Genomic DNA, 18,238 nt, shown 5'->3' with positions numbered 1-18,238 from the left:
ACCTTTTTAAACCGTGCGTTGCTAGGAAGAAACATGAAAGTCAGTGATATTTTGCGAGTCAAGGGCAGCGTGCTTTTCACCACGACGCCTGAAGATACTTTGGCCGATGCTGCGCAGCTCATGGCGGAAAAAGACATAGGCTCACTGGTGGTGATATCGCACGGGCGGGTGGTTGGTATGTTGTCCTTTCGCGAAGTCATTCAGGCGGTCGTGAAGAACGGTGGGACCTTTGGCACGACGACGGTGTACCGCGCGATGGATGCGGGCCCCTTGATTTGCACCATGGAAACCGAGATGGACGAGGTGCGCCGCATGATGCTGGAGCGACATGCGCGCTATATGCCAGTCATTGACAACCGAATGCTCATGGGTGTCATCAGCTTCTACGACGTAGCCAAAGCTGTAGTAGATAGCCAAAACTTTGAGAACAAAATGCTCAAAGCCTACATCCGCGACTGGCCGGATGACGCTAATAAAGACGCCGCCAACTAGGCAAATTGCGCGCATGGCCGCTTGGTGCGCGCTAGCTCGCGGATAATCGAGCGCTATGAGCGGAAACACATTTGGACATCTCTTTGCAGTCACCAACTTTGGTGAATCCCACGGCCCGGCCATTGGCTGCGTAATTGACGGATGCCCTCCGGGCATGGATTTGACTGAGGCTGACATACAAGGTGACTTGGATCGCCGTCGCCCAGGGACGTCCAAGTTTGTCACCCAGCGTAATGAGCCCGATGCGGTTCAAATTTTGAGCGGCGTGTACCAAGGCAAAACAACGGGTACGCCTATTGCGCTGCTCATTCAAAACACCGATCAGCGAAGCAAAGACTACGGCAATATTCTGGAAACCTTTCGCCCAGGCCATGCCGACTACACCTATTTTCAAAAGTACGGCATTCGCGACCCACGGGGTGGTGGCCGTTCCAGTGCACGCTTAACGGCACCCATGGTGGCGGCGGGTGCGGTGGCCAAAAAGTGGCTGAAAGAGCATTACGGCACAGCGTTTCGCGGGTGTATGACCCAGGTGGGCGAGTTGCCCGTGGGTTTTGAATCTTGGGACCATGTGCCCAACAACCCCTTCTTTGCCCCTGTCGCTGACGTCAGTGCCCTGGAGGAATACATGGAGGCTCTGCGTAAGGGTGGTGATTCCTGCGGCGCACGCATTCGCGTGGTGGCCAGTGGCGTGCCCGTGGGCTTGGGCGAACCTTTGTTTGACAAAATGGATGCAGACATTGCCTACGCGATGATGGGCATTAACGCTGTCAAGGGTGTTGAAATTGGTGCTGGCTTTGCCAGCATTGCCCAGCGTGGCAGTGTGCATGGGGACTCCTTGACCCCTGTCGGGTTCGCCAGCAATAACGCCGGCGGCGTGTTGGGCGGCATCAGCACTGGGCAAGACTTAGAGGTCAGTATTGCGATCAAGCCAACCAGTTCCATTTTGACGCCTCGTGACTCCATAGACGTGGAAGGCAACCCCACGGCCGTCGTGACCAAAGGCCGGCATGACCCTTGCGTGGGCATTCGCGCCACACCAATTGCAGAAGCGATGTTGGCTCTGGTGGTGATGGACCATGTGCTGCGTCACCGCGCACAGTGTGGCGATGTACACACTTCGCTCAAGGCTATTCCAGCCTCAGCCTCTTAGGGCATGGCGCTGACCGAGGCTCAGACTGCCCAGCGTCGGAATATTCTTCCCTTCGCAGCACTTACCGCGGCCTACTGCACCCACGCGGGTTTTTTTAATCCGTTTTTGCCGTTATGGCTCAAAGACCTGGGCTTGAGCTTGGTCTCCATTAGCTTGCTGACTTCCATTCAGGCGGCCACACGCATGTTTGCACCCTACGCTTGGGGGGCGTTAAGCGACCGCACGGGCGAGCGCGTCAAAATGCTGCGATGGGGGGCTGGCTTGGCCCTGGTTGGTTCTTTGGGTTTGTGGTGGAACGGCGGCATGTGGTGGCTGGGACTGGTGTTGTTGTTTGTGTTCACACACACCAGCGGCATGATGCCCATGACAGAGGCCGCAGTTGCCCACGTGGTGAGCCATGGGGGCGTGTTTGATACCAAGCTGTATGGGCGTGTGCGCCTATGGGGGTCTTTGGGTTTCATGTTGGCAGTGCTGGGAGCAGGTGCGTGGTTTGAGCACGTGGGTATGGCGAGTTTTCCTTGCATGGTTACCTTAAGCTTGGTCGCACTGCTGATCTGTGCGTACCAGATGCCGGATGCTAAAGAGACACCTCAGGATCGCCATGACAAGGTGCAGTCTATGCGGCCCGTTTTGGCCCAAGCTTCGGTGCGCTGGCTGTTTGGCTCCATGTTTTTCCATGTGCTGTCACATATGGGTATTTACACTTTCTTTTCACTCTACTTAGACGCCTTGGGCTACAGCAAAACCATGATTGGTCTGCTGTGGGCGGTATCGGTCACCGTGGAAATCGCTTGGTTTTTTACACAAAGCCGCTGGTTGCCGCGTTTTAGCTTGAGTGCATGGTTGGTGATATGTGCCACCGTGATGGCGTTTCGCATGGCCGTGACCGCATCGATGGCCTCTATGTTGTGGGTGCTGGTGATTGCGCAAGCCTTGCATGCCCTCACATTTGCGGCCCACCACAGCGCTAGCATTGCCCTGATATCGCATTACTTTCCGGGTAATTTGCGTGGGCGGGGCCAAGCCTTGTACACCGTAGTGGCGTACGGCATACCCGGGGTAATTGGCAGTTTGTTAGGCGGGTTGCTTAGCGAGCGCTTTGGTTTAGCCAGTGTTTTTTGGGCCACGGGGCTTACCAGTGTGCTGGCAGGCGCATGCGCTTACCAAGTATGGCGCAATCACCATCGGCTAGTGGCCCCAACCCCTGCCTAAGCTGCTAGGCTTACCGTGTTTGATTAACGACGCATTGGTACTGAACTATGAAAACCGCGCTCATATTGAATGGACCCAACCTCAACCTCTTGGGCACCCGCGAGCCCCACGTCTACGGCTCACAAACGCTGCAAGACGTGCAGCTCTTGTGCGAGCGGGCCTGCGTAGCCAATGGTTTTGTTGCCGACTTTCGGCAAACCAACCATGAAGGTGTCTTGGTGGATTGGCTGCACGAGGCGGGGCGCCTGCATGCGGCCGGTGATTTGGCCGGTGTGATTCTCAATGCGGGGGCTTACACCCATACCAGCGTAGCGCTGCACGACGCTATCAAGGGTACGGGCATTATGTTGATTGAGTTGCACATCAGCAACGTGCATGCCCGCGAGGTATTTCGCCACCACTCCTTCATCTCGCCAGCCGCCAAGGCTGTGATGGCGGGCTTCGGTGTGAACGGCTATGCACTGGCCATTGCGGGACTGGCTGGCATGCAGTCTGCTTGAACTGCCCGCCCTCAGTGACTAGGTGCGGTGTACTTGCGCACAATGGCGGTCACTTTGCCATCGCGCCTTAGCTTGTCTAGCGCTTGCTGCAAGCGTTCCACGTAGCCGGGGTCGGAGTTCAGGTTCATGGCGAAAAAGTAAGAGCCGCCTTCACTGAGCTTCATGAGTTTGCCCACTGAGTTGCTGCTCAGGTTCGCATTGCGCAGATTCCAGTCCATACCCACCTCTGTATCTACCATGGCGTCTACCAGCCCACGGGAAAGCAGTTTGAGTACGTTAGCGTTTGAGCTGTCTTCCACGAACGTTGAGTCGGGTACTCCCAGTCCCTGCAAGTCTTGCTGTGCCGCTTCGTCCCGCACAATGCCAATGCGCAGTTGATGGAGGTCACTCGGCAAGCGGACCTTGCTTTCTAGTCCCGCTTTGCCATAGACCCACGTAGTGCGGGGCAAAATAGGGCCAACCCACAAAAATTCACTTTCGCGCGAAGGTTTGCGTGCTGTGGTGTAGACGATGGTGTTAGGTTTTGCGCCTGCTGCTTTATACGCTCTGGCCCATGGCACTAACTTGAATTCACACTGCAGTTTTGCCTCCACGCACATGGCCCGCAATAGGTCGGTTGAGATACCTTTGACAGCCCCGTCTTCAGCAAAGTTGTAGGGAGCCCAGTCTTCTGTATAGGCCACGATTTGCGCTTTGGTGGGCTGCGCATTGGCATGGCTGCCATACGCCATCACCGCTGCCGCAAAGAGCCACAGTGTCCAGTTCGTGAAGGGCCTTAAGGCGCAAATATTCACAATTTCCCCTATTTGTTCCAGAAATGATACTAGTCTGAACTTGGTTTGGGGGGAAGAACTTTGGGTATACCTGCCCAATGGCGATCTACTGCAAGGTGGTGTTGAGCAGCGTATCGGCCATCCAAGCATGGGCATCGGACTGGGCGTAGTTGGCGTGGCTGAAGAGCTTGACGCAATAGTCGGGTATGGCGAACGGTGGCGTGTGCAGCGCAATAGCGGCTGCCTGCTGCAAGGTTCTGGCTGCCAAACGTGGCATGGTCATCAGCATATCGCTGTGACCAACGATGAAGGGTGCCGCCAGCACAGTAGGCAGGTGCACGGCAACTTGTCGTTGCAGGTTCAAATCGTCGAGCAGTTGGTCGATGTCGCCGCGCGCCTGGTTCCACGGGGTGACGACCACATGCTTGCACGCCAAATAGCTTTCCAGCGTTAGGCCTTCGGAACATACCGCATGGTTTTTGCTGCTCACCACAACGTATTGGTCTACAAACCAATCTTGCGCCACGATGTCGGGCGCGTAGCTGCTGGCTGGCAGGTCATAGCCAATTGAAAAGTCCACACGACCAGCGCGCAAGTCGTCCAAAGGAATGTTGTGGTCGGCATACCGCACGCGCAGGCTCAAGTGGGGCGCGAGCTTTTGAATGGCTGCAATGCACTTGGGCAGGACCGCAAATGCCGTGAAATCGGTAGAGGCAAATGTGAAAGTGCGCTCACTGCGACTGGGATGGAACGTTTGGCCACGCTCTAGCGTCTCGCCCAACAACTTGAGGGCCAGTGAGATGGAGTCCGCCATGGCGATGGACTTCGTGGTGGGCACCATCTGAGTCCCTTGGCGCACAAACAAAGCGTCGTCCAAAGCCACCCGCAAGCGAGACAAGCCATGGCTGAAAGCGGAGGGGCTCATCGCCAACTCATGGGCGGCCTCCGTCACTGAGCGCAGTCTGTAGAGCGCATGGAACAGCTGCAGCAAATTGAGATCTAGCCGCCTGAGATTGTGTTGAATTTCATTCATTTGATGATGATGAAAATGCACTTGTTTCATTTTAAGGGGGTCATTAAGATACCTCGAAATGCACTTTGTCTTCTCCCAACAACAGAACGGATATCCCAGTGAGCCTTGTGATTCGACCCGCCGTGGCTGCCGATGCAGCCGCCATTCATGCCTTTATCGTTGAGCTTGCCATCTATGAAAAAGCGGAGCACGAGGTAGTTGCCAGTGTTTCAGATGTAGCGCAAAGCCTGTTTGCACCCGAGTCGCCAGCCAAGGGTCTGATGTGCGAGCGCGATGGCGAGGCCATTGGCTACGCCGTCTATTTTTTGAGCTATTCCACCTGGTTAGGGCGCAAGGGCATGTACCTAGAGGATTTGTACATCTCTCCCAAGCAGCGTGGCGCTGGCGCGGGCAAACAATTACTGCGGCACTTGGCCACCATTGCCGCAGACAGCGGCTGTGGGCGCCTGGAGTGGAGTGTGTTGGACTGGAATACCCCAGCCATCGACTTTTACCAGTCCCTAGGTGCGAAGCCTCAAAGTGAGTGGGTACGTTACCGAATGGCGGGTGACACCCTCACCAACTTTGCCTACGGCACATAGGCACGGTTCATGATGCCGGGCCCTTGCGTCTAGCTGCAGAGGTCCTTGTTACTGCCTTCCCAATTGCACGTAATTTGCTGAGCACGCGCGCACGCCAGCCCGTATGATGACCGGGCTTGCACCACCGTTCTTGGCATGGGGGGTACTTTGGCTCACAACAATCCGCTGGACTTCACGGACAAAGCGACCGTTTTGGTGGTCGACGACTCCACCGAGAACTTGGCTTTGATGTCATCGCTTCTCAAAGGGACCTATCGACTCAAGGTCGCCAATTCGGGTGATAAAGCGCTGGTCTATGCCAAGTTGGATCCGCAGCCCGATGTGATTTTGCTGGACGTCATGATGCCGGGAATGTCTGGCTATGAGGTGATCAAAAAGCTCAAGGCAGACCCGGCTACGCGAGCGATCCCCGTGATTTTTTTAACCGCCATGGCGTCGGCAGAGGACGAACGACGGGGGCTTGAAATGGGTGCCGCAGACTACATTACCAAGCCCATTTCGCCAGCCACCATGCTGGCGCGCGTGCGCACCCAGCTTGAGAACAAAGTGGTGGCCGACTTTTTGCGGGACCAAAATTTGTTTCTAGAGGCGCAGGTGCAGCGCCGTAGCGGCGAGCTTTCGGCCATCCAGGATGTCACTATTTTGGCGATGGCTTCTCTCGCCGAAACGCGGGACTCGGATACAGGCAACCACATTCGGCGCACCCAGCACTATGTCAAGCAACTGGCGCTCAAGCTCAGCACCCATCCGCGTTTTGGCTATTTTCTGACGCCTGAAACCATTGAGATGCTGTACAAGTCCGCGCCGCTGCACGACATCGGCAAGGTGGGCATTCCCGATCGCATCTTGCTTAAGCCGGGTCGCTTTACACCTGACGAATTTGAGATCATGAAGACGCATACGACCCTAGGCCGTGATGCCATTGCAGCCGCTGAACGCCAACTAGGCATGGAGGTGGACTTCTTGCGCTTTGCCAAAGAGATCGCGTACGGGCACCAAGAGAAGTGGGATGGCAGTGGCTACCCGCTGGGGCTGGCCGGGGACGCCATTCCCATCTCCGCACGCCTGATGGCAGTGGCCGATGTCTATGACGCCTTGATCAGCCGACGGGTCTACAAAGAAGGTATGCCCCACGAAAAGGCTGTCGCCATCATTCAAGAGGGCAGGGGCTCGCACTTTGATCCGGACATGGTGGACGCGTTTATGGACCTGCAAGAAACCTTTCAAGCCATCGCCCAACGCTATGGCGACTCCGACGATGACTTGACCGCCAAGGTCACCCAAATGGCACGCTTGCAAGACCTAGGCGCGGCCTGAGCCATGCAAGAACAAACCGTAGCCGCACAGCGGCGCCAGTACAACAAATGGGTTGCCACAGAGTCCATTGAGGACTACGCGTTGCGGTACTCCCCCGCCAGCTTCAGAAAGTGGTCGCCAGCAGTGATTGGTACCACCATGATTGGGACCAACTCAGCCTTGTCCTATGAGGCCATTGGTGCCTTGTTGTTACTGGACTTTGGGTTTGCCAACGCGATGTGGGCCATGGTCTTTGCCGCCGTTGTGATACTGGCGGTGGGTTGGCCCATATGCCACTACTCGGCCAAGCACAGCATTGACATGGACTTGCTGACCCGGGCCGCAGGCTTTGGCTATGTGGGCTCGACCTTCACGTCGCTCATCTATGCATCGTTTACCTTTATTTTCTTGGCCCTAGAGACTGCGATCATGGCCCAGGCTGTGAAGCTGTGCTTTGGCATTCCCTTGTGGTTGGGCTACATCTTGTGCACGGTGGTGGTGATTCCCATTGTTTTCTATGGGGTCACCGCCATTAACCGGTTTCACCGCTGGACGCAGTTGGTCTGGATTGTGTTGCTCGTAGTCCCGTTTTATTTTGTGCTGACCCGCCAGGCCGACGCGGTGCACATGCTCGTCAACTTCAGTGGCGAAGTCAGTCAAAGCAAGGCCTTTGACTGGCTGCACTTTGGTGTTGCCGCCGGCATTTCATTCTCCCTCATTGCCCAAATTGGCGAGCAGGTCGACTACCTGCGCTTTATGCCGGAGCGCGGCAAGCACAACCGCTGGAGTTGGTGGGGCAATATGTTCTTGGGTGGGCCAGGCTGGATTCTGATTGCCTTCGTCAAGCAATTGGGCGGAGCTTTACTGGCCGCGGTGGCTGTTGTGGCAGGCTTGGCGGTGGTCGACGCCAAAGAGCCCATTCAGATTTTCCGACACGCCTTTGGCTTTGCCATTGCCAACCCGGACACCGCGCTGTTGGTCAGCGCCATGCTGGTGATCGTGTCCGAGCTCAAGGTCAATGTGACCAACGCCTACGCGGGTTCACTGGCGTGGTCGAACTTTTTCTCCCGCTTGACGCATTCACATCCCGGGCGCGTGGTGTGGCTATTCTTTAACTGCGGCATAGCGCTGTTGCTGATGGAAATGAACCTGTTCGAAGCGATGAACAGCGTGCTGGGCATGTACTCCAACATTGCGGTGGCTTGGATTTGCGCCGTGGTTGCAGACTTGGCGGTTAACAAGCCGCTGGGATTGAGCCCTCCTATCGTGGAGTTCAAGCGTGCTCACCTGTACAACGTCAACCCAGTCGGGGTGGTGAGCATGGTTGTGGCTTCCATCGCGGCCTCCATCGCGTTTGCGGGGTGGTGGGGTGAGCTTGCCCAAGCCTATTCATGGCTGATTGCCGCCGGTGTCGCCTTCGTGTTGGCGCCGCTGATGGCGTGGTGGACCAAAGGGCGCTACTACATTGCCCGGCAGAGCATTTTTCCGGTGGACGTCAAAACCCTGGTGCGTTGCACCGTGTGCGCGCAAGACTATGCGCCTGCAGACTCTGCCCATTGCCCACACCATGGCGGGGCCATTTGCTCCCTCTGTTGCACCCTTGAGTCCACCTGCCACGACCGTTGCAAGCCCACCGTCAAGGGGCCTGTGGCGTACTACCGAGAGGCGGTTCATCGGCTATTGAACTGGGTCTGGCCCCGTGCTCTGGGGATGCAAGTGACGCAGCGTGTGGCCAATTTTTCTTTGGTGTGGGTGGGCATGCTGCTGGTGATGGCCGGTATCTTGTGGGTCACGGTGCCCAGTGCGAGCACGGATGTGGGGGCCATGCATACCTTCGGTTTGCGGGCGTTTGTAGGCTTGGGTTTGCTAGCCAGTCTGACGACCTGGTGGATTGTCTTGGTGGGCGAGAGCCGTGACCTCGCAGAGTCCGAACTGCGCACGGCCAAAGACCGCGCCGAGGACGCGACCCAGGCAAAAAGCGACTTTTTGGCCAATATGTCGCATGAGATACGGACCCCCATGAACGCGATCATTGGCATGTCGTATCTGGCGCTGCAGACCGACTTGGATGTCAAACAGCGCAACTACATTGCCAAGGCACATCGCGCGGCGGAGAGCCTGCTCGGCATCATCAATGACATTTTGGACTTCTCGAAAATAGAGGCAGGCAAGCTCACCATGGAGCGGGTGGAGTTTCGCCTCGAAGATGTGATGGACCACCTCACCAATTTGGTGGGGCTGCGGGCCGAAGACAAAGGCTTGGAACTCTTGTTCAAAGTGCAGGGCGATGTGCCCACCAGTTTGCTGGGAGATCCCTTGCGCCTGGGGCAAATCTTGGTCAATTTAGGCGCCAATGCGGTCAAGTTCACAGAGCATGGCGAGGTGCTGATCAGCGTGGACGTGGTGCGCTGCGATGCGGGCATGGTGGAGCTGCATTTCGGAGTGCAAGACACCGGCATCGGCATGACCGCTGAGCAATGTAGCCGCATGTTTGAGTCTTTCAGCCAAGCCGATGCGTCCACCACCCGCAAATATGGGGGTACCGGTTTGGGGCTTGCCATTTCCAAACAGTTGGTAGAAGCCATGGACGGCCGCATCTGGGTGGAGTCGCAGTTGGGCAAGGGCTCTACCTTTCATTTCCAAGCCAAGTTTGGTTTGCAAGCGCAGCAGCAGGCGCGGCGCATGGTGCTGGCGCAAGAACTCACCGGTCTGCGCGCCTTGGTGGCGGATGACAACATGGCTGCGCGCGAAATCATGCAAGCCATGTTGACGGACTTGGGCATGGAAGTCACGGTGTGCAAAGACGGGGCCCAGGCAGCGCAAGCGGCTCTGCAAGCCCATGCAGCAGGGCAAGACTATTCCATCATGCTGCTCGACTGGAAGATGCCGGTGCTAGATGGTGTGGCCTGCCTGGCGCAGTTACGCGAAAGTCTGCCTGCTCACGCACTGCCCCAATGTGTCATGGTCACCTCCTATGGCCGAGAGCAACTGGCCCACTTGCCTGCTTCGGTGCTGGGCTCTGTCCAGGGCTTGCTGACCAAGCCAGTCACACGCTCCTCGTTGTTGGGGGGCATCGCACGCGCGCTGAACAAGACCGATTTGCTGGATGTCCATAGCGCGCGCGCCACGGAGCGCCCAGACCAACTGCGCCAAGACATGGCACGCGTGCAGGGAGCCCGGATCCTGTTGGTGGAAGACAATGAGATGAACCAAGAACTGGCAAGCACTTTGCTGCGCCAAGCGGGCGTCCATGTCACCCTCGCTCAAAACGGCCAAGAGGCATTGGACATTTTGGCTACGGAAGCGAATTTCGCCTGTGTTTTGATGGATTGCCAAATGCCCGTGATGGATGGCTATGAGGCCACCCGGCGCATGCGCGCAGACCCGCGCTGGCAAAGCCTGTGCGTGATTGCGATGACGGCCGATGTGTTGGCCAGCGACCGCGAGCAGGTGCAAGCTGCGGGCATGGATGACTACATCGCCAAGCCCGTGAATGTGCCCCAGATGTTTGCTACTTTGGCGCGTTGGATCAAAGCTGGCGCAGACTATGGCGCGGGTCTGGCGCGTCCCTTGGCGGGGCAACACAGCCTTGGCTTGCCACCTTTGGCCGGCATTGATATGGCGCAGGGTCTGTTCCACACCCTCAATGACAGCACGCTGTACCAACAACAACTGCGCAAGTTCTTAGCAGCGCAAAGTGCGTTTGAGCTGCTCTTTAGCCAAGCGTGGCAAGCCCATGATCTGGCCACATGCCAGCGGCTGGCCCATACCCTCAAAGGCAACGCAGGCACGATAGGTGCACAGCACGTGCAAACGCAAGCAGCCCGGCTCGAACTGGCGTGCGGTAGCGGTGATGCGGCCCAGGCGCAGCATGCGCTGGCGGACACCCTACAAGCATTGACGGAGGTGCTCCATGGCTTGCAGGCAGCAGCGTGGCTCATGGCGTCTTCTAGCCCGGATGTACCGTTGGATGCATCGTCAGAGGCAGTGGCCGCCAGCGCGGAGTCGGTTCGCCAAGCCTTGCAAGTGTTGCGTGGGCAGCTTGATACGGCAGACCCCGAAGCAGCAGACACGGTGCAGGCGCTGTTAACCCACGCATTGCCACCTGCCACACGGCAGACTTTGCTTTCCCTCGTTGCGCCTATTGATGCCTTTGAGTTTGAGCGTGCCGCTGCGCTGCTGGCGCCGCTGGTGCCTTAACCCAAGGCTCCATCCGAGCGCATTCCCTGTGCGGTCAAGCGCAGCACACGGTCCGCTTGGGCGGTCGCAGCGCTGGAGTGCGTGACCAAGACCAAGGCGGTGCCATGCTGGCGGCATTGCCCAACCAGGGCCTGCATCACGACGGCAGCAGTGCTGGGGTCTAGGTTGCCTGTGGGTTCATCGGCCAGTAGTAAACGGGGGCTGTGCACCAAGGCGCGGGCAATGGCCACACGCTGCAGTTGTCCGCCACTCAGCTGCTGCGGCAGACGGCTACCCAATGCCCCCAAACCCAGTGCTTCTAGCATGGTGTGTACGCGGGCATCGTCTTTGCGTTGTAGCAAGAGCAAGGGCAGAGCCACGTTTTGGGCGACATCCAAATGCGGCAGTACGTGAAATGCCTGAAAGACAAAGCCAATCTTCTCCCGGCGCAAGGCGGCTTTGGCGTCGTCTTTCATCGTGCTTAGCTCGGCGCCGTCTACCTGCACACTGCCGCTGTCCCAGGTGTCTAAGCCTGCCATGCAATTCAAGAGGGTGGACTTGCCAACGCCTGACTCTCCCATGATGGCAACAAACTCCCCTGGTCTGACGGCAAGGTCTACGTTGGCAAACACCGCCGTGGGACCGTAGAGTTTGCTGAGCTGGTGAATCGTGAGCATGGTGCGGCGTGGAGAACTCAGGCCGCAGCCTGCTGCTGAACCTGCTGAACCTGCTGCGCCACCAAGTCCAGCACCTGCGCGAGCGCATTGGGGCCGTCGGCGGCGACTGCATGGCGTTGGGGCATAGAGCGCAGCCACGTCACCTGGCGTTTGGCCAGCTGCCGGGTGGCGATGATGCCCAGCTCACGCCAAGCGGCGTGGCCTTGGCTGAGCGCGGGGTCAGCGTCCAAAGCCTCCCACGCTTGGCGGTAGCCTACACAGCGCATAGAGGGAAGGTCGGCGTGCAGGTCGCCTCGGGCGCGTAACTGCTGCACCTCTGCCACAAAGCCTGCCGCGATCATGGCGTCAAAACGCTGTGCAATGCGTTGGTGCAGCCACGCTCGGTCCATCGGCTCAAGTGAAATAAGGGCTGTAGCGTGCATGGATAAAGCGGGTTCAGTTTCTTTTTTTGTAGCATGAAAGTGTGAGAGCGGCAGGCCCGATGCGCGGTACACCTCCAGCGCGCGCTGGATGCGCTGGCTGTCGCCAGGGGCGAGGCGTGCGGCGGTGACCGGGTCGACCAGAGCCAACTCAGCATGCAGGGCGGGCCAGCCTTTGGCGTGGGCTTCGTCTTCCAGTTGGGCGCGTAAGGCCGGGTCCGCGCTGGGCATGGGGTCTATGCCATCGGCCAAGGCCTTGAAGTACAGCATGGTGCCTCCCACCAACAGCGGCAATTTGCCACGCGCAGCGATTGCGCGAATAAGGGTTCGCGCATCGTTTACAAACTCAGCGGCGCTGTAGGCCTGCAAGGGGTCACGGATATCAATGAGGTGGTGCGGCACGCTGGCCATCTCGGCGGCGCTGGGCTTGGCGGTACCAATGTCCATGCCACGGTACACCAAGGCCGAGTCGACGCTGATGATCTCTACCGCGTGGTGTTGCGCAATAGCCAGTGCGGCTGCAGTTTTGCCGCAGGCGGTGGGCCCCGCCAAACAGATATGAAAGGGCAGGGCTTCGTCAGTGCGGGTGTCAGAAAGCGTTACAGGCATGGCGTGACTGTAACCCGCCCCAAACACGCTTTAATGCGCGTGGACTATGCCTTTGCGCGCCACGGAACGCAGTAGCGCGCTTAAGCCCAAGGCGGCGACGCTGAGGCCCACAATCAAAGCAATCCAAAAGCCTTCAGCCCCCATGGCTTGGGCGGGGCGCCAGGGCAGCCACTCAGGCGCCAGTCCCAAGACACAGCCCAGCGGAAGGGAGAACCCCCAAAACGCGGTGAGGTGAATCACCATGGGAATGCGGGTGACCTTGTAGCCACGTATCGCGCAACTGGTGGCCACCTGCGTGGCGTCGGACAGTTGAAAGAGCGCGGCAAACGTCAGCAAGTGCGCAGCCAAGAGCAAGACCGCTGGGTCGTTGGTGTAGGCCGCCGCAATGTGGTGGTTGAACACGCCCATCCCTAGGGCACTCACGCTGGCACAGCCCAAGGCCAGTGCCACGCCTACCCACGCACGAAACCGTGCGGTGGCCGGATCGCCCGCCCCCAAGGACTGGCCCACACGCGTTGATAAGGCGATGCCCAGGCTCAAAGGCAACATAAACACCAGTGAGGAGAAGTTCAGAGCGATTTGGTGCGCTGATATCTGCGTGCTGCCAAACTTGGCAACCAGCAGGGCAATGAAGCCAAATGCGCTGGTTTCTGCAAAGTAGGTCACTCCAATGGGCAGGCCCAAACGCAGCAGGCTGGCAATTTTGGGCCAGTTAGGTCCCTCATAGTGGGCAAACGGCCAAGTGCTGCGGTAGGCCGGGTCATGGCGCATCCACCACAGCAAGCCCCCTAAGTTGAACCACACGCACAGCATGGTGGCCCAAGCGCAGCCCAAACCACCTAAGGCCGGAAATCCCAGCTTGCCAAACACCAGCAGTCCATTGACGGCAATATTGAGTAGCAGCGCACCGATCGCAATGACCATCAAGGGTTTGGTTTGGTTGAGGCTGGCGCTGTAGCTGTACAGCACGCGGTAGGCCGCAAATGCCGGCAGCGCTAGGCTGGTGATGTAAACAAACTGCTTGGCAATGTCTCGCACCACAGGCTCTAGGCTCAGGTGGTCAAACACCAGCGTGCCAGCGTTGGCCAGCACCATGGCCAGCAGCCCTATGCCCAGGCTCTTCCAAAGCGCTTGGCGCACCACATGGGGCACTAGGTGGAATTCACGCGCGCCTACGTGGTGAGACACCACGGGGCTCACCGACATCATGACCCCCATAACGGTGACGACCGTGATGAACCAGATCGATACGCCGAGCGACACGCCCGCCAAGTCTTGTGCAGAGGCATGCCCCGCCATGGCCACGTCGGCCACCGACATCCCCACATTGGCCAACTGCCCTATCAAAATGGGCCATGCCAACTGCCACAAGGCAGCAATTTCTTTGCGCACGCGCTGGGACAATGGGAGGAGGGCGTCGGGAGAAGTGTATACAGTCATGGAGGGCCCATTCTACGGCCCCGATGGAGCAGCCCCCCACTAGAAGCGCTGCATGTCGAGTAGGGGATGCCGCAGCCGCGCCAAGCGCCTCCATGCATGCAATTGCAAGGCTAAATTGCCCCTAGCCGCCCGTTGAATAAGCGGGGTTAGCTATATAAATAATAGCGTTTGGTGGCTGTGACGCTTAGCGCCGCACCCGCCCGTCTTCAGTCAGCATGGTCATTTCTACACACTTGGACCCTGCCTTGGGGCAGTTACTCAAGTCAAGACTTAGGCTCCCCAAGTCGTAGTGGTCCATTGCAAACACTATGTTCAAAAATCGCTCGTGGCCCAGCGCTTTGCCGGTTTGCCGCACCCATTGCGTGAAGGCCTTGGCGGCAATGCATCCTTCGTAGCCATCGTCCAAGGTGCGCAAGTCGATGCGCCTACCGTGGACGCCACCTTTGACCCATGGGCTTAGGCCCCATCCCGCTCAAGCAGCTATCACTGCACGACAACGCATGTTGGGGTACCTGCCGCAGGTGTTGACGCAATTTGTGACCTTGCGGTGTCTGAGGAAACCAACCCATCCCCTCACAAACCCTTGTGCAACGTGTGCAGGGCATACGTGTGTGCGAAGTGGTCTTGCTTGGGTGTGTGCCGTTGTGCCGCGATACCCACGAAGTCAGGGTATTCACTAGGAGCTAAGCATGTCGACTAGTGATTCAATTCAATTACTTCAATTTGAATGAAGTAATTGAGGATGGCGTTATCAAGGCACCAAGTCAACAAAGGGCCGTGTATTGATGAGGTAAGCAAGTGCCTGTGGAGCAAAGCGCCAATCTGTGCGGGATCAACAACTTATGAGGAGATAAAGCGATGCAACAACGTAGAGCGATTTTGGTAGCTGCCCTGGTGGCAGGCAGCCTTTTATCGGCCGCCGCCCACGCCGAAAAGACATTGAGTGCCTTGTTCATGGCGCAAGCTGCGTACAGCGAAGATGACGTTCGGGCCATGACCAGTGACTTTGAAAAAGCAAATCCCGGCGTCAAGGTGAAGTTGGAATTTGTCCCGTACGACGCCTTGCATGACAAGATTGTGGCGGCGCACGGCGCGGGCTCCGGCGGTTACGACGTAGTGCTATTCGACGTGGTGTGGCCTGCAGAATTTGCCAGCAAGGGCTTCTTGCAAGACGTCACCAAACGCATTGCGGTGGGCGACATCCCCAAGGTATTTCCCGGCGCGTGGACCACCGTAAGCTATAAAGACAAGTTCTACGGCATGCCTTGGATCTTGGACACCAAGTTCTTGTTCTACAACACCGAAATGCTGAAGAAGGCCGGAATCTCGGCACCTCCAAAGACTTGGGGCGAACTGGAAAAGCAAGCCAAAATCATCAAAGACAAAGGCATTGTGAAATACCCCGTAGTGTGGAGTTGGGCCCAAAAAGAGGCCATGATTTGTGACTACACCACCTTGTCGGTGTCCTACGGCGGCAAGTTCTTCACCGACGGCAAACCAAGTTTTCACCTGGGCGGCTCACTCGAAGCTGTGCAGTACATGAAGGCCTCTATCGACGCGGGCCTGAGCAACCCCAACTCCCGTGAATACGAAGAAGAAGATGTTCGCAAAGTCTTCTCCAACGGCGACGCAGCGTTCGCCTTGAACTGGGGCTATATGTACAACATGGCCAAAGACCCCAAAGAAAGCAAAGTGGTCGGCAAGGTCGGCATTGTGTCAGCCCCTGGCGTGGACGGCAAAACCGTGGCATCGGCGGTGAATGGCTCAATGGGCTTGGGCATCACAGCCAAAAGTGCGAACCCAGAGGAAGCTTGGAAGTTCATTGCCCATATGAGTGCGCCGGCGACCCAGGAAAAGTACGCCAAGCTTAGCCTGCCTATCTGGAAAGCATCGTTTAGCAAGCCCGCTGTGAAACAAGGCCAAGAAGACTATGTGAATGCGGCGGCCAAGTCCTTGGAGGTGATGGCTGCACGCCCAGAAACACCGGTGTACCAAGAGCTGTCGTCCATCCTGCAAAAGAACCTTCATAGCGTATTGTTAGGCAAGGCCAAGCCCGATGCGGCAATGAAGCTGGCGTCTGACGCAGCGGCCAAACTGAAGTAAGCGTTATGGGCAGTGCCGCAACCGCAAGACGCATGCAAGCATGGGGGCTGTTGACCCCCATGCTGGTGATCATGGTCGGGATTACGGCCTGGCCCTTGATGCGCACCATTTGGCTGAGTTTTACTTCTACGTCCATAGGCGGGGAACCGGCCCAATGGGTGGGCCTTGAAAACTACTGGCAGGCCTTGAGCAATACAGCCTTTCAGGAGTCCTTGGGGCACACGCTGTATTTCACTTTCGTTTCGGTCAGTTTGGAGTTGGTGCTGGGCGTAGCCGTTGGCTTGCTGCTCAACCAGCCATTCAAAGGCCAGGCTTTTGCGCGGGCCTTGCTGGTCTTGCCGTGGGCCTTACCCACCATTGTCAACGCCATGATGTGGCGTCTCATCGATGGCCCAGAGTACGGTGCATTGAACGCGCTGCTGGTTCAAACGGGCCTGTTGGAGGACTACCGCTCGTGGCTGGGCGACCCAGACATTGCCATGGAGATGGTTATCGTGGCCGACGTCTGGAAAAACTACCCGTTTGTCGCCTTGATCATGCTGGCCAGCTTGCAGTCTGTGCCTGCTGATCTCTATGAGGCCGCGCGCCTAGATGGCGCAGGCACCCTGGCTAGGTTTTGGTATGTCACCGTGCCCGGCGTGATGGCCCCTTTGAGTGTGGCCATCGTGTTGCGCACGATCGACGCATTCAAAGTGTTTGACGTGATCTACGTCATGACCAAAGGGGGGCCTGCCGACAGCACCAAAGCGCTGAGCTTTGTGGTGTACCAAGAGGCGTTTTCTTACCTTCGCATCGGCAGTGGTGCGGCATACGCCATCTTGATGGCGGGCATCTCCGCCCTCTTGATTGCCCTTTACGTCGCCATGCTCCGCAAGCAAGAAGGCAGCACATGAAGTATCAAAGATTAGGGGCACGCGTGGCCCTGTACGCCGCGGTGGCCTTGTTTGTCGTTGTCACTTTGGCGCCCTTGTACTGGCTGTTGGTGATGAGCGTCAGCACGCCGGTGGCCCTCACGCGCATCCCTTTGCAATGGTGGCCTGACAGCTGGGACTTTTCGCGCTACACCAAGCTGATTTCGGACGCTGGTGGCCCAGTTGCGGAGCGCTTCTTGGCGGCCCTGCGCAACAGTTTGGTGGTCTCAGTGGCCAGTACTGTGATCGCGATGGTGGCAGCCATTCCGGCGGCGTACAGCTTCTCACGCTACCCGGGCCGCCAAGGTGTTTTGTACGGTGCGGTCGCGGTGTACATGTTGCCCAGTGTGGCCTTTGTGTTGCCTTTGTATCTCATACTCAGTGGCCTTGGCATGCTCAACAACGTGCTCTCCTTGGTCTTGGTGTACTGCACCATCTTGTTGCCATTCACGACATGGATGCTCAAAAACAACTTTGATCAAGTCCCCCATGACATTGAGCAGGCTGCACACATTGACGGCGCAGGGGTGCTTGGGGTGATTTGGCGCATCACCTTGCCATTGGCGCTACCTGCGCTTGGCGCAACCGCACTGTTTGCGTTTTTGTTGGCGTGGGATGAGTTTTTCTATGCCTTGATTTACACCAACGATATTCGCGCCAAGACGCTGCCCGTGACGATTGCGGACTTCGCCGCAGGACGCGCCACGGACTACGGCTTGATCTCAGCCGTAGGTGTTCTGGCGGCGCTACCGCCCATGCTGATTGGCTTGCTGCTGCAGCGCACCCTGGTGTCGGGCCTGACCGCCGGTGGCACCAAAGGCTAAATGCAGACCCGTTTGCACTCCGTGTCTGCGGGCCTC

The 18,238-nt window shown here is 57.7% G+C and carries 16 protein-coding genes; 10 read left to right on the top strand and 6 right to left on the bottom strand.

All coding sequences use genetic code 11. The annotated features are described in order from the left end of the window. Positions 1–33: 33 nt before the first annotated feature. Genes EXZ61_RS14025 through EXZ61_RS14010 form a run of 4 tightly spaced genes read left to right on the top strand, consistent with a single transcriptional unit; the run spans position 34 to position 3,357 of the window. Positions 34–492 carry a CBS domain-containing protein gene (locus EXZ61_RS14025; RefSeq protein WP_142812354.1) on the top strand — a complete coding sequence of 153 codons (459 nt, stop codon included), beginning with the start codon at positions 34–36 and terminating at the stop codon, positions 490–492. Between the two features lie 55 nt (positions 493–547). Beyond that, complete coding sequence (gene aroC / locus EXZ61_RS14020; RefSeq protein WP_142812353.1) at positions 548–1,645, top strand: chorismate synthase; 1,098 nt, start codon at positions 548–550, stop codon at positions 1,643–1,645. A gap of 3 nt (positions 1,646–1,648) precedes the next feature. Next, the gene (locus EXZ61_RS14015; RefSeq protein ID WP_142812352.1) at positions 1,649–2,857 is read left to right on the top strand and encodes an MFS transporter; all 1,209 of its coding nucleotides are present in this window, start codon (positions 1,649–1,651) and stop codon (positions 2,855–2,857) included. A 47-nt stretch (positions 2,858–2,904) separates the two neighbouring features. Beyond that, on the top strand, positions 2,905–3,357 hold the full coding sequence (locus EXZ61_RS14010; RefSeq protein WP_142812351.1) for a type II 3-dehydroquinate dehydratase: 453 nt from the start codon (positions 2,905–2,907) through the stop codon (positions 3,355–3,357). A gap of 11 nt (positions 3,358–3,368) precedes the next feature. Here the strand turns inward: EXZ61_RS14010 and EXZ61_RS14005 are convergent, their stop codons facing one another. Further along, on the bottom strand, positions 3,369–4,151 hold the full coding sequence (locus EXZ61_RS14005; RefSeq protein WP_168224770.1) for a substrate-binding periplasmic protein: 783 nt from the start codon (positions 4,149–4,151) through the stop codon (positions 3,369–3,371). 85 nt (positions 4,152–4,236) lie between these two features. After that, positions 4,237–5,163: a LysR family transcriptional regulator gene (locus EXZ61_RS14000; protein ID WP_237218964.1), complete on the bottom strand. Its 927-nt coding sequence runs from the start codon at positions 5,161–5,163 to the stop codon at positions 4,237–4,239. 98 nt (positions 5,164–5,261) lie between these two features. Here EXZ61_RS14000 and EXZ61_RS13995 point away from each other — a divergent pair, with 98 nt between their 5' ends. From EXZ61_RS13995 to EXZ61_RS13985, 3 genes are all read left to right on the top strand, one after another. Further along, positions 5,262–5,744, top strand: a complete 483-nt coding sequence (locus tag EXZ61_RS13995) for a GNAT family N-acetyltransferase (protein WP_142812348.1) — start codon at positions 5,262–5,264, stop codon at positions 5,742–5,744. 228 nt (positions 5,745–5,972) lie between these two features. Then, on the top strand, positions 5,973–7,061 hold the full coding sequence (locus tag EXZ61_RS13990) for an HD-GYP domain-containing protein (RefSeq protein WP_425353629.1): 1,089 nt from the start codon (positions 5,973–5,975) through the stop codon (positions 7,059–7,061). A gap of 3 nt (positions 7,062–7,064) precedes the next feature. After that, positions 7,065–11,240: a response regulator gene (locus EXZ61_RS13985; RefSeq protein ID WP_142812346.1), complete on the top strand. Its 4,176-nt coding sequence runs from the start codon at positions 7,065–7,067 to the stop codon at positions 11,238–11,240. Here EXZ61_RS13985 and EXZ61_RS13980 read toward each other — a convergent pair. The 4 genes from EXZ61_RS13980 to EXZ61_RS13965 form a co-directional block, all read right to left on the bottom strand. After that, positions 11,237–11,896, bottom strand: coding sequence for an ABC transporter ATP-binding protein (locus EXZ61_RS13980; RefSeq protein WP_142812345.1), 660 nt, complete (start codon positions 11,894–11,896; stop codon positions 11,237–11,239). The genes EXZ61_RS13985 and EXZ61_RS13980 overlap by 4 nt on opposite strands. Before the next feature lie 17 nt (positions 11,897–11,913). Beyond that, positions 11,914–12,924 (bottom strand): tRNA (adenosine(37)-N6)-dimethylallyltransferase MiaA, encoded by a 1,011-nt coding sequence (gene miaA, locus EXZ61_RS13975; RefSeq protein ID WP_142812344.1) that lies wholly within the window; start codon positions 12,922–12,924, stop codon positions 11,914–11,916. Between the two features lie 30 nt (positions 12,925–12,954). Continuing rightward, positions 12,955–14,364 carry an MATE family efflux transporter gene (locus EXZ61_RS13970; protein ID WP_142812343.1) on the bottom strand — a complete coding sequence of 470 codons (1,410 nt, stop codon included), beginning with the start codon at positions 14,362–14,364 and terminating at the stop codon, positions 12,955–12,957. Between the two features lie 184 nt (positions 14,365–14,548). Continuing rightward, positions 14,549–14,779 (bottom strand): hypothetical protein, encoded by a 231-nt coding sequence (locus tag EXZ61_RS13965; protein ID WP_142812342.1) that lies wholly within the window; start codon positions 14,777–14,779, stop codon positions 14,549–14,551. A 443-nt stretch (positions 14,780–15,222) separates the two neighbouring features. Between EXZ61_RS13965 and EXZ61_RS13960 the strand changes: the two genes are divergently transcribed. From EXZ61_RS13960 to EXZ61_RS13950, 3 genes are read left to right on the top strand one after another with little or no spacing between them, the layout of a single operon-like run. Next, entirely contained in the window at positions 15,223–16,467 is a 1,245-nt protein-coding gene (locus tag EXZ61_RS13960) for an extracellular solute-binding protein (RefSeq protein ID WP_142812341.1), read from the top strand. A 5-nt stretch (positions 16,468–16,472) separates the two neighbouring features. Next, complete coding sequence (locus EXZ61_RS13955) at positions 16,473–17,360, top strand: carbohydrate ABC transporter permease (protein WP_142812340.1); 888 nt, start codon at positions 16,473–16,475, stop codon at positions 17,358–17,360. Further along, positions 17,357–18,202, top strand: coding sequence for a carbohydrate ABC transporter permease (locus tag EXZ61_RS13950; protein ID WP_142812339.1), 846 nt, complete (start codon positions 17,357–17,359; stop codon positions 18,200–18,202). Before EXZ61_RS13955 ends, EXZ61_RS13950 begins: the two co-directional genes overlap by 4 nt. Positions 18,203–18,238 lie beyond the last annotated feature (36 nt).

The organism is Rhodoferax aquaticus (assembly GCF_006974105.1).
Taxonomy (GTDB): Bacteria; Pseudomonadota; Gammaproteobacteria; order Burkholderiales; family Burkholderiaceae_C; genus Allorhodoferax; species Allorhodoferax aquaticus_A.
Note: the sequence above shows the minus strand (reverse complement) of the source record. Positions and strands in the feature narration are given on the sequence as shown.

What these genes read in the sequence shown, in the direction of transcription:
- EXZ61_RS14025 (WP_142812354.1), top strand. Translation starts at nt 34, where the DNA reads ATGAAAGTCAGTGATATTTTGCGAGTCAAGGGCAGCGTGCTTTTCACC.
- aroC (WP_142812353.1), top strand. Translation starts at nt 548, where the DNA reads ATGAGCGGAAACACATTTGGACATCTCTTTGCAGTCACCAACTTTGGT.
- EXZ61_RS14015 (WP_142812352.1), top strand. Translation starts at nt 1,649, where the DNA reads ATGGCGCTGACCGAGGCTCAGACTGCCCAGCGTCGGAATATTCTTCCC.
- EXZ61_RS14010 (WP_142812351.1), top strand. Translation starts at nt 2,905, where the DNA reads ATGAAAACCGCGCTCATATTGAATGGACCCAACCTCAACCTCTTGGGC.
- EXZ61_RS14000 (WP_237218964.1), bottom strand. Translation starts at nt 5,163, where the DNA reads ATGAATGAAATTCAACACAATCTCAGGCGGCTAGATCTCAATTTGCTG.
- EXZ61_RS13990 (WP_425353629.1), top strand. Translation starts at nt 5,973, where the DNA reads ATGTCATCGCTTCTCAAAGGGACCTATCGACTCAAGGTCGCCAATTCG.
- EXZ61_RS13985 (WP_142812346.1), top strand. Translation starts at nt 7,065, where the DNA reads ATGCAAGAACAAACCGTAGCCGCACAGCGGCGCCAGTACAACAAATGG.
- EXZ61_RS13980 (WP_142812345.1), bottom strand. Translation starts at nt 11,896, where the DNA reads ATGCTCACGATTCACCAGCTCAGCAAACTCTACGGTCCCACGGCGGTG.
- miaA (WP_142812344.1), bottom strand. Translation starts at nt 12,924, where the DNA reads ATGCCTGTAACGCTTTCTGACACCCGCACTGACGAAGCCCTGCCCTTT.
- EXZ61_RS13970 (WP_142812343.1), bottom strand. Translation starts at nt 14,364, where the DNA reads ATGACTGTATACACTTCTCCCGACGCCCTCCTCCCATTGTCCCAGCGC.
- EXZ61_RS13960 (WP_142812341.1), top strand. Translation starts at nt 15,223, where the DNA reads ATGCAACAACGTAGAGCGATTTTGGTAGCTGCCCTGGTGGCAGGCAGC.
- EXZ61_RS13955 (WP_142812340.1), top strand. Translation starts at nt 16,473, where the DNA reads ATGGGCAGTGCCGCAACCGCAAGACGCATGCAAGCATGGGGGCTGTTG.
- EXZ61_RS13950 (WP_142812339.1), top strand. Translation starts at nt 17,357, where the DNA reads ATGAAGTATCAAAGATTAGGGGCACGCGTGGCCCTGTACGCCGCGGTG.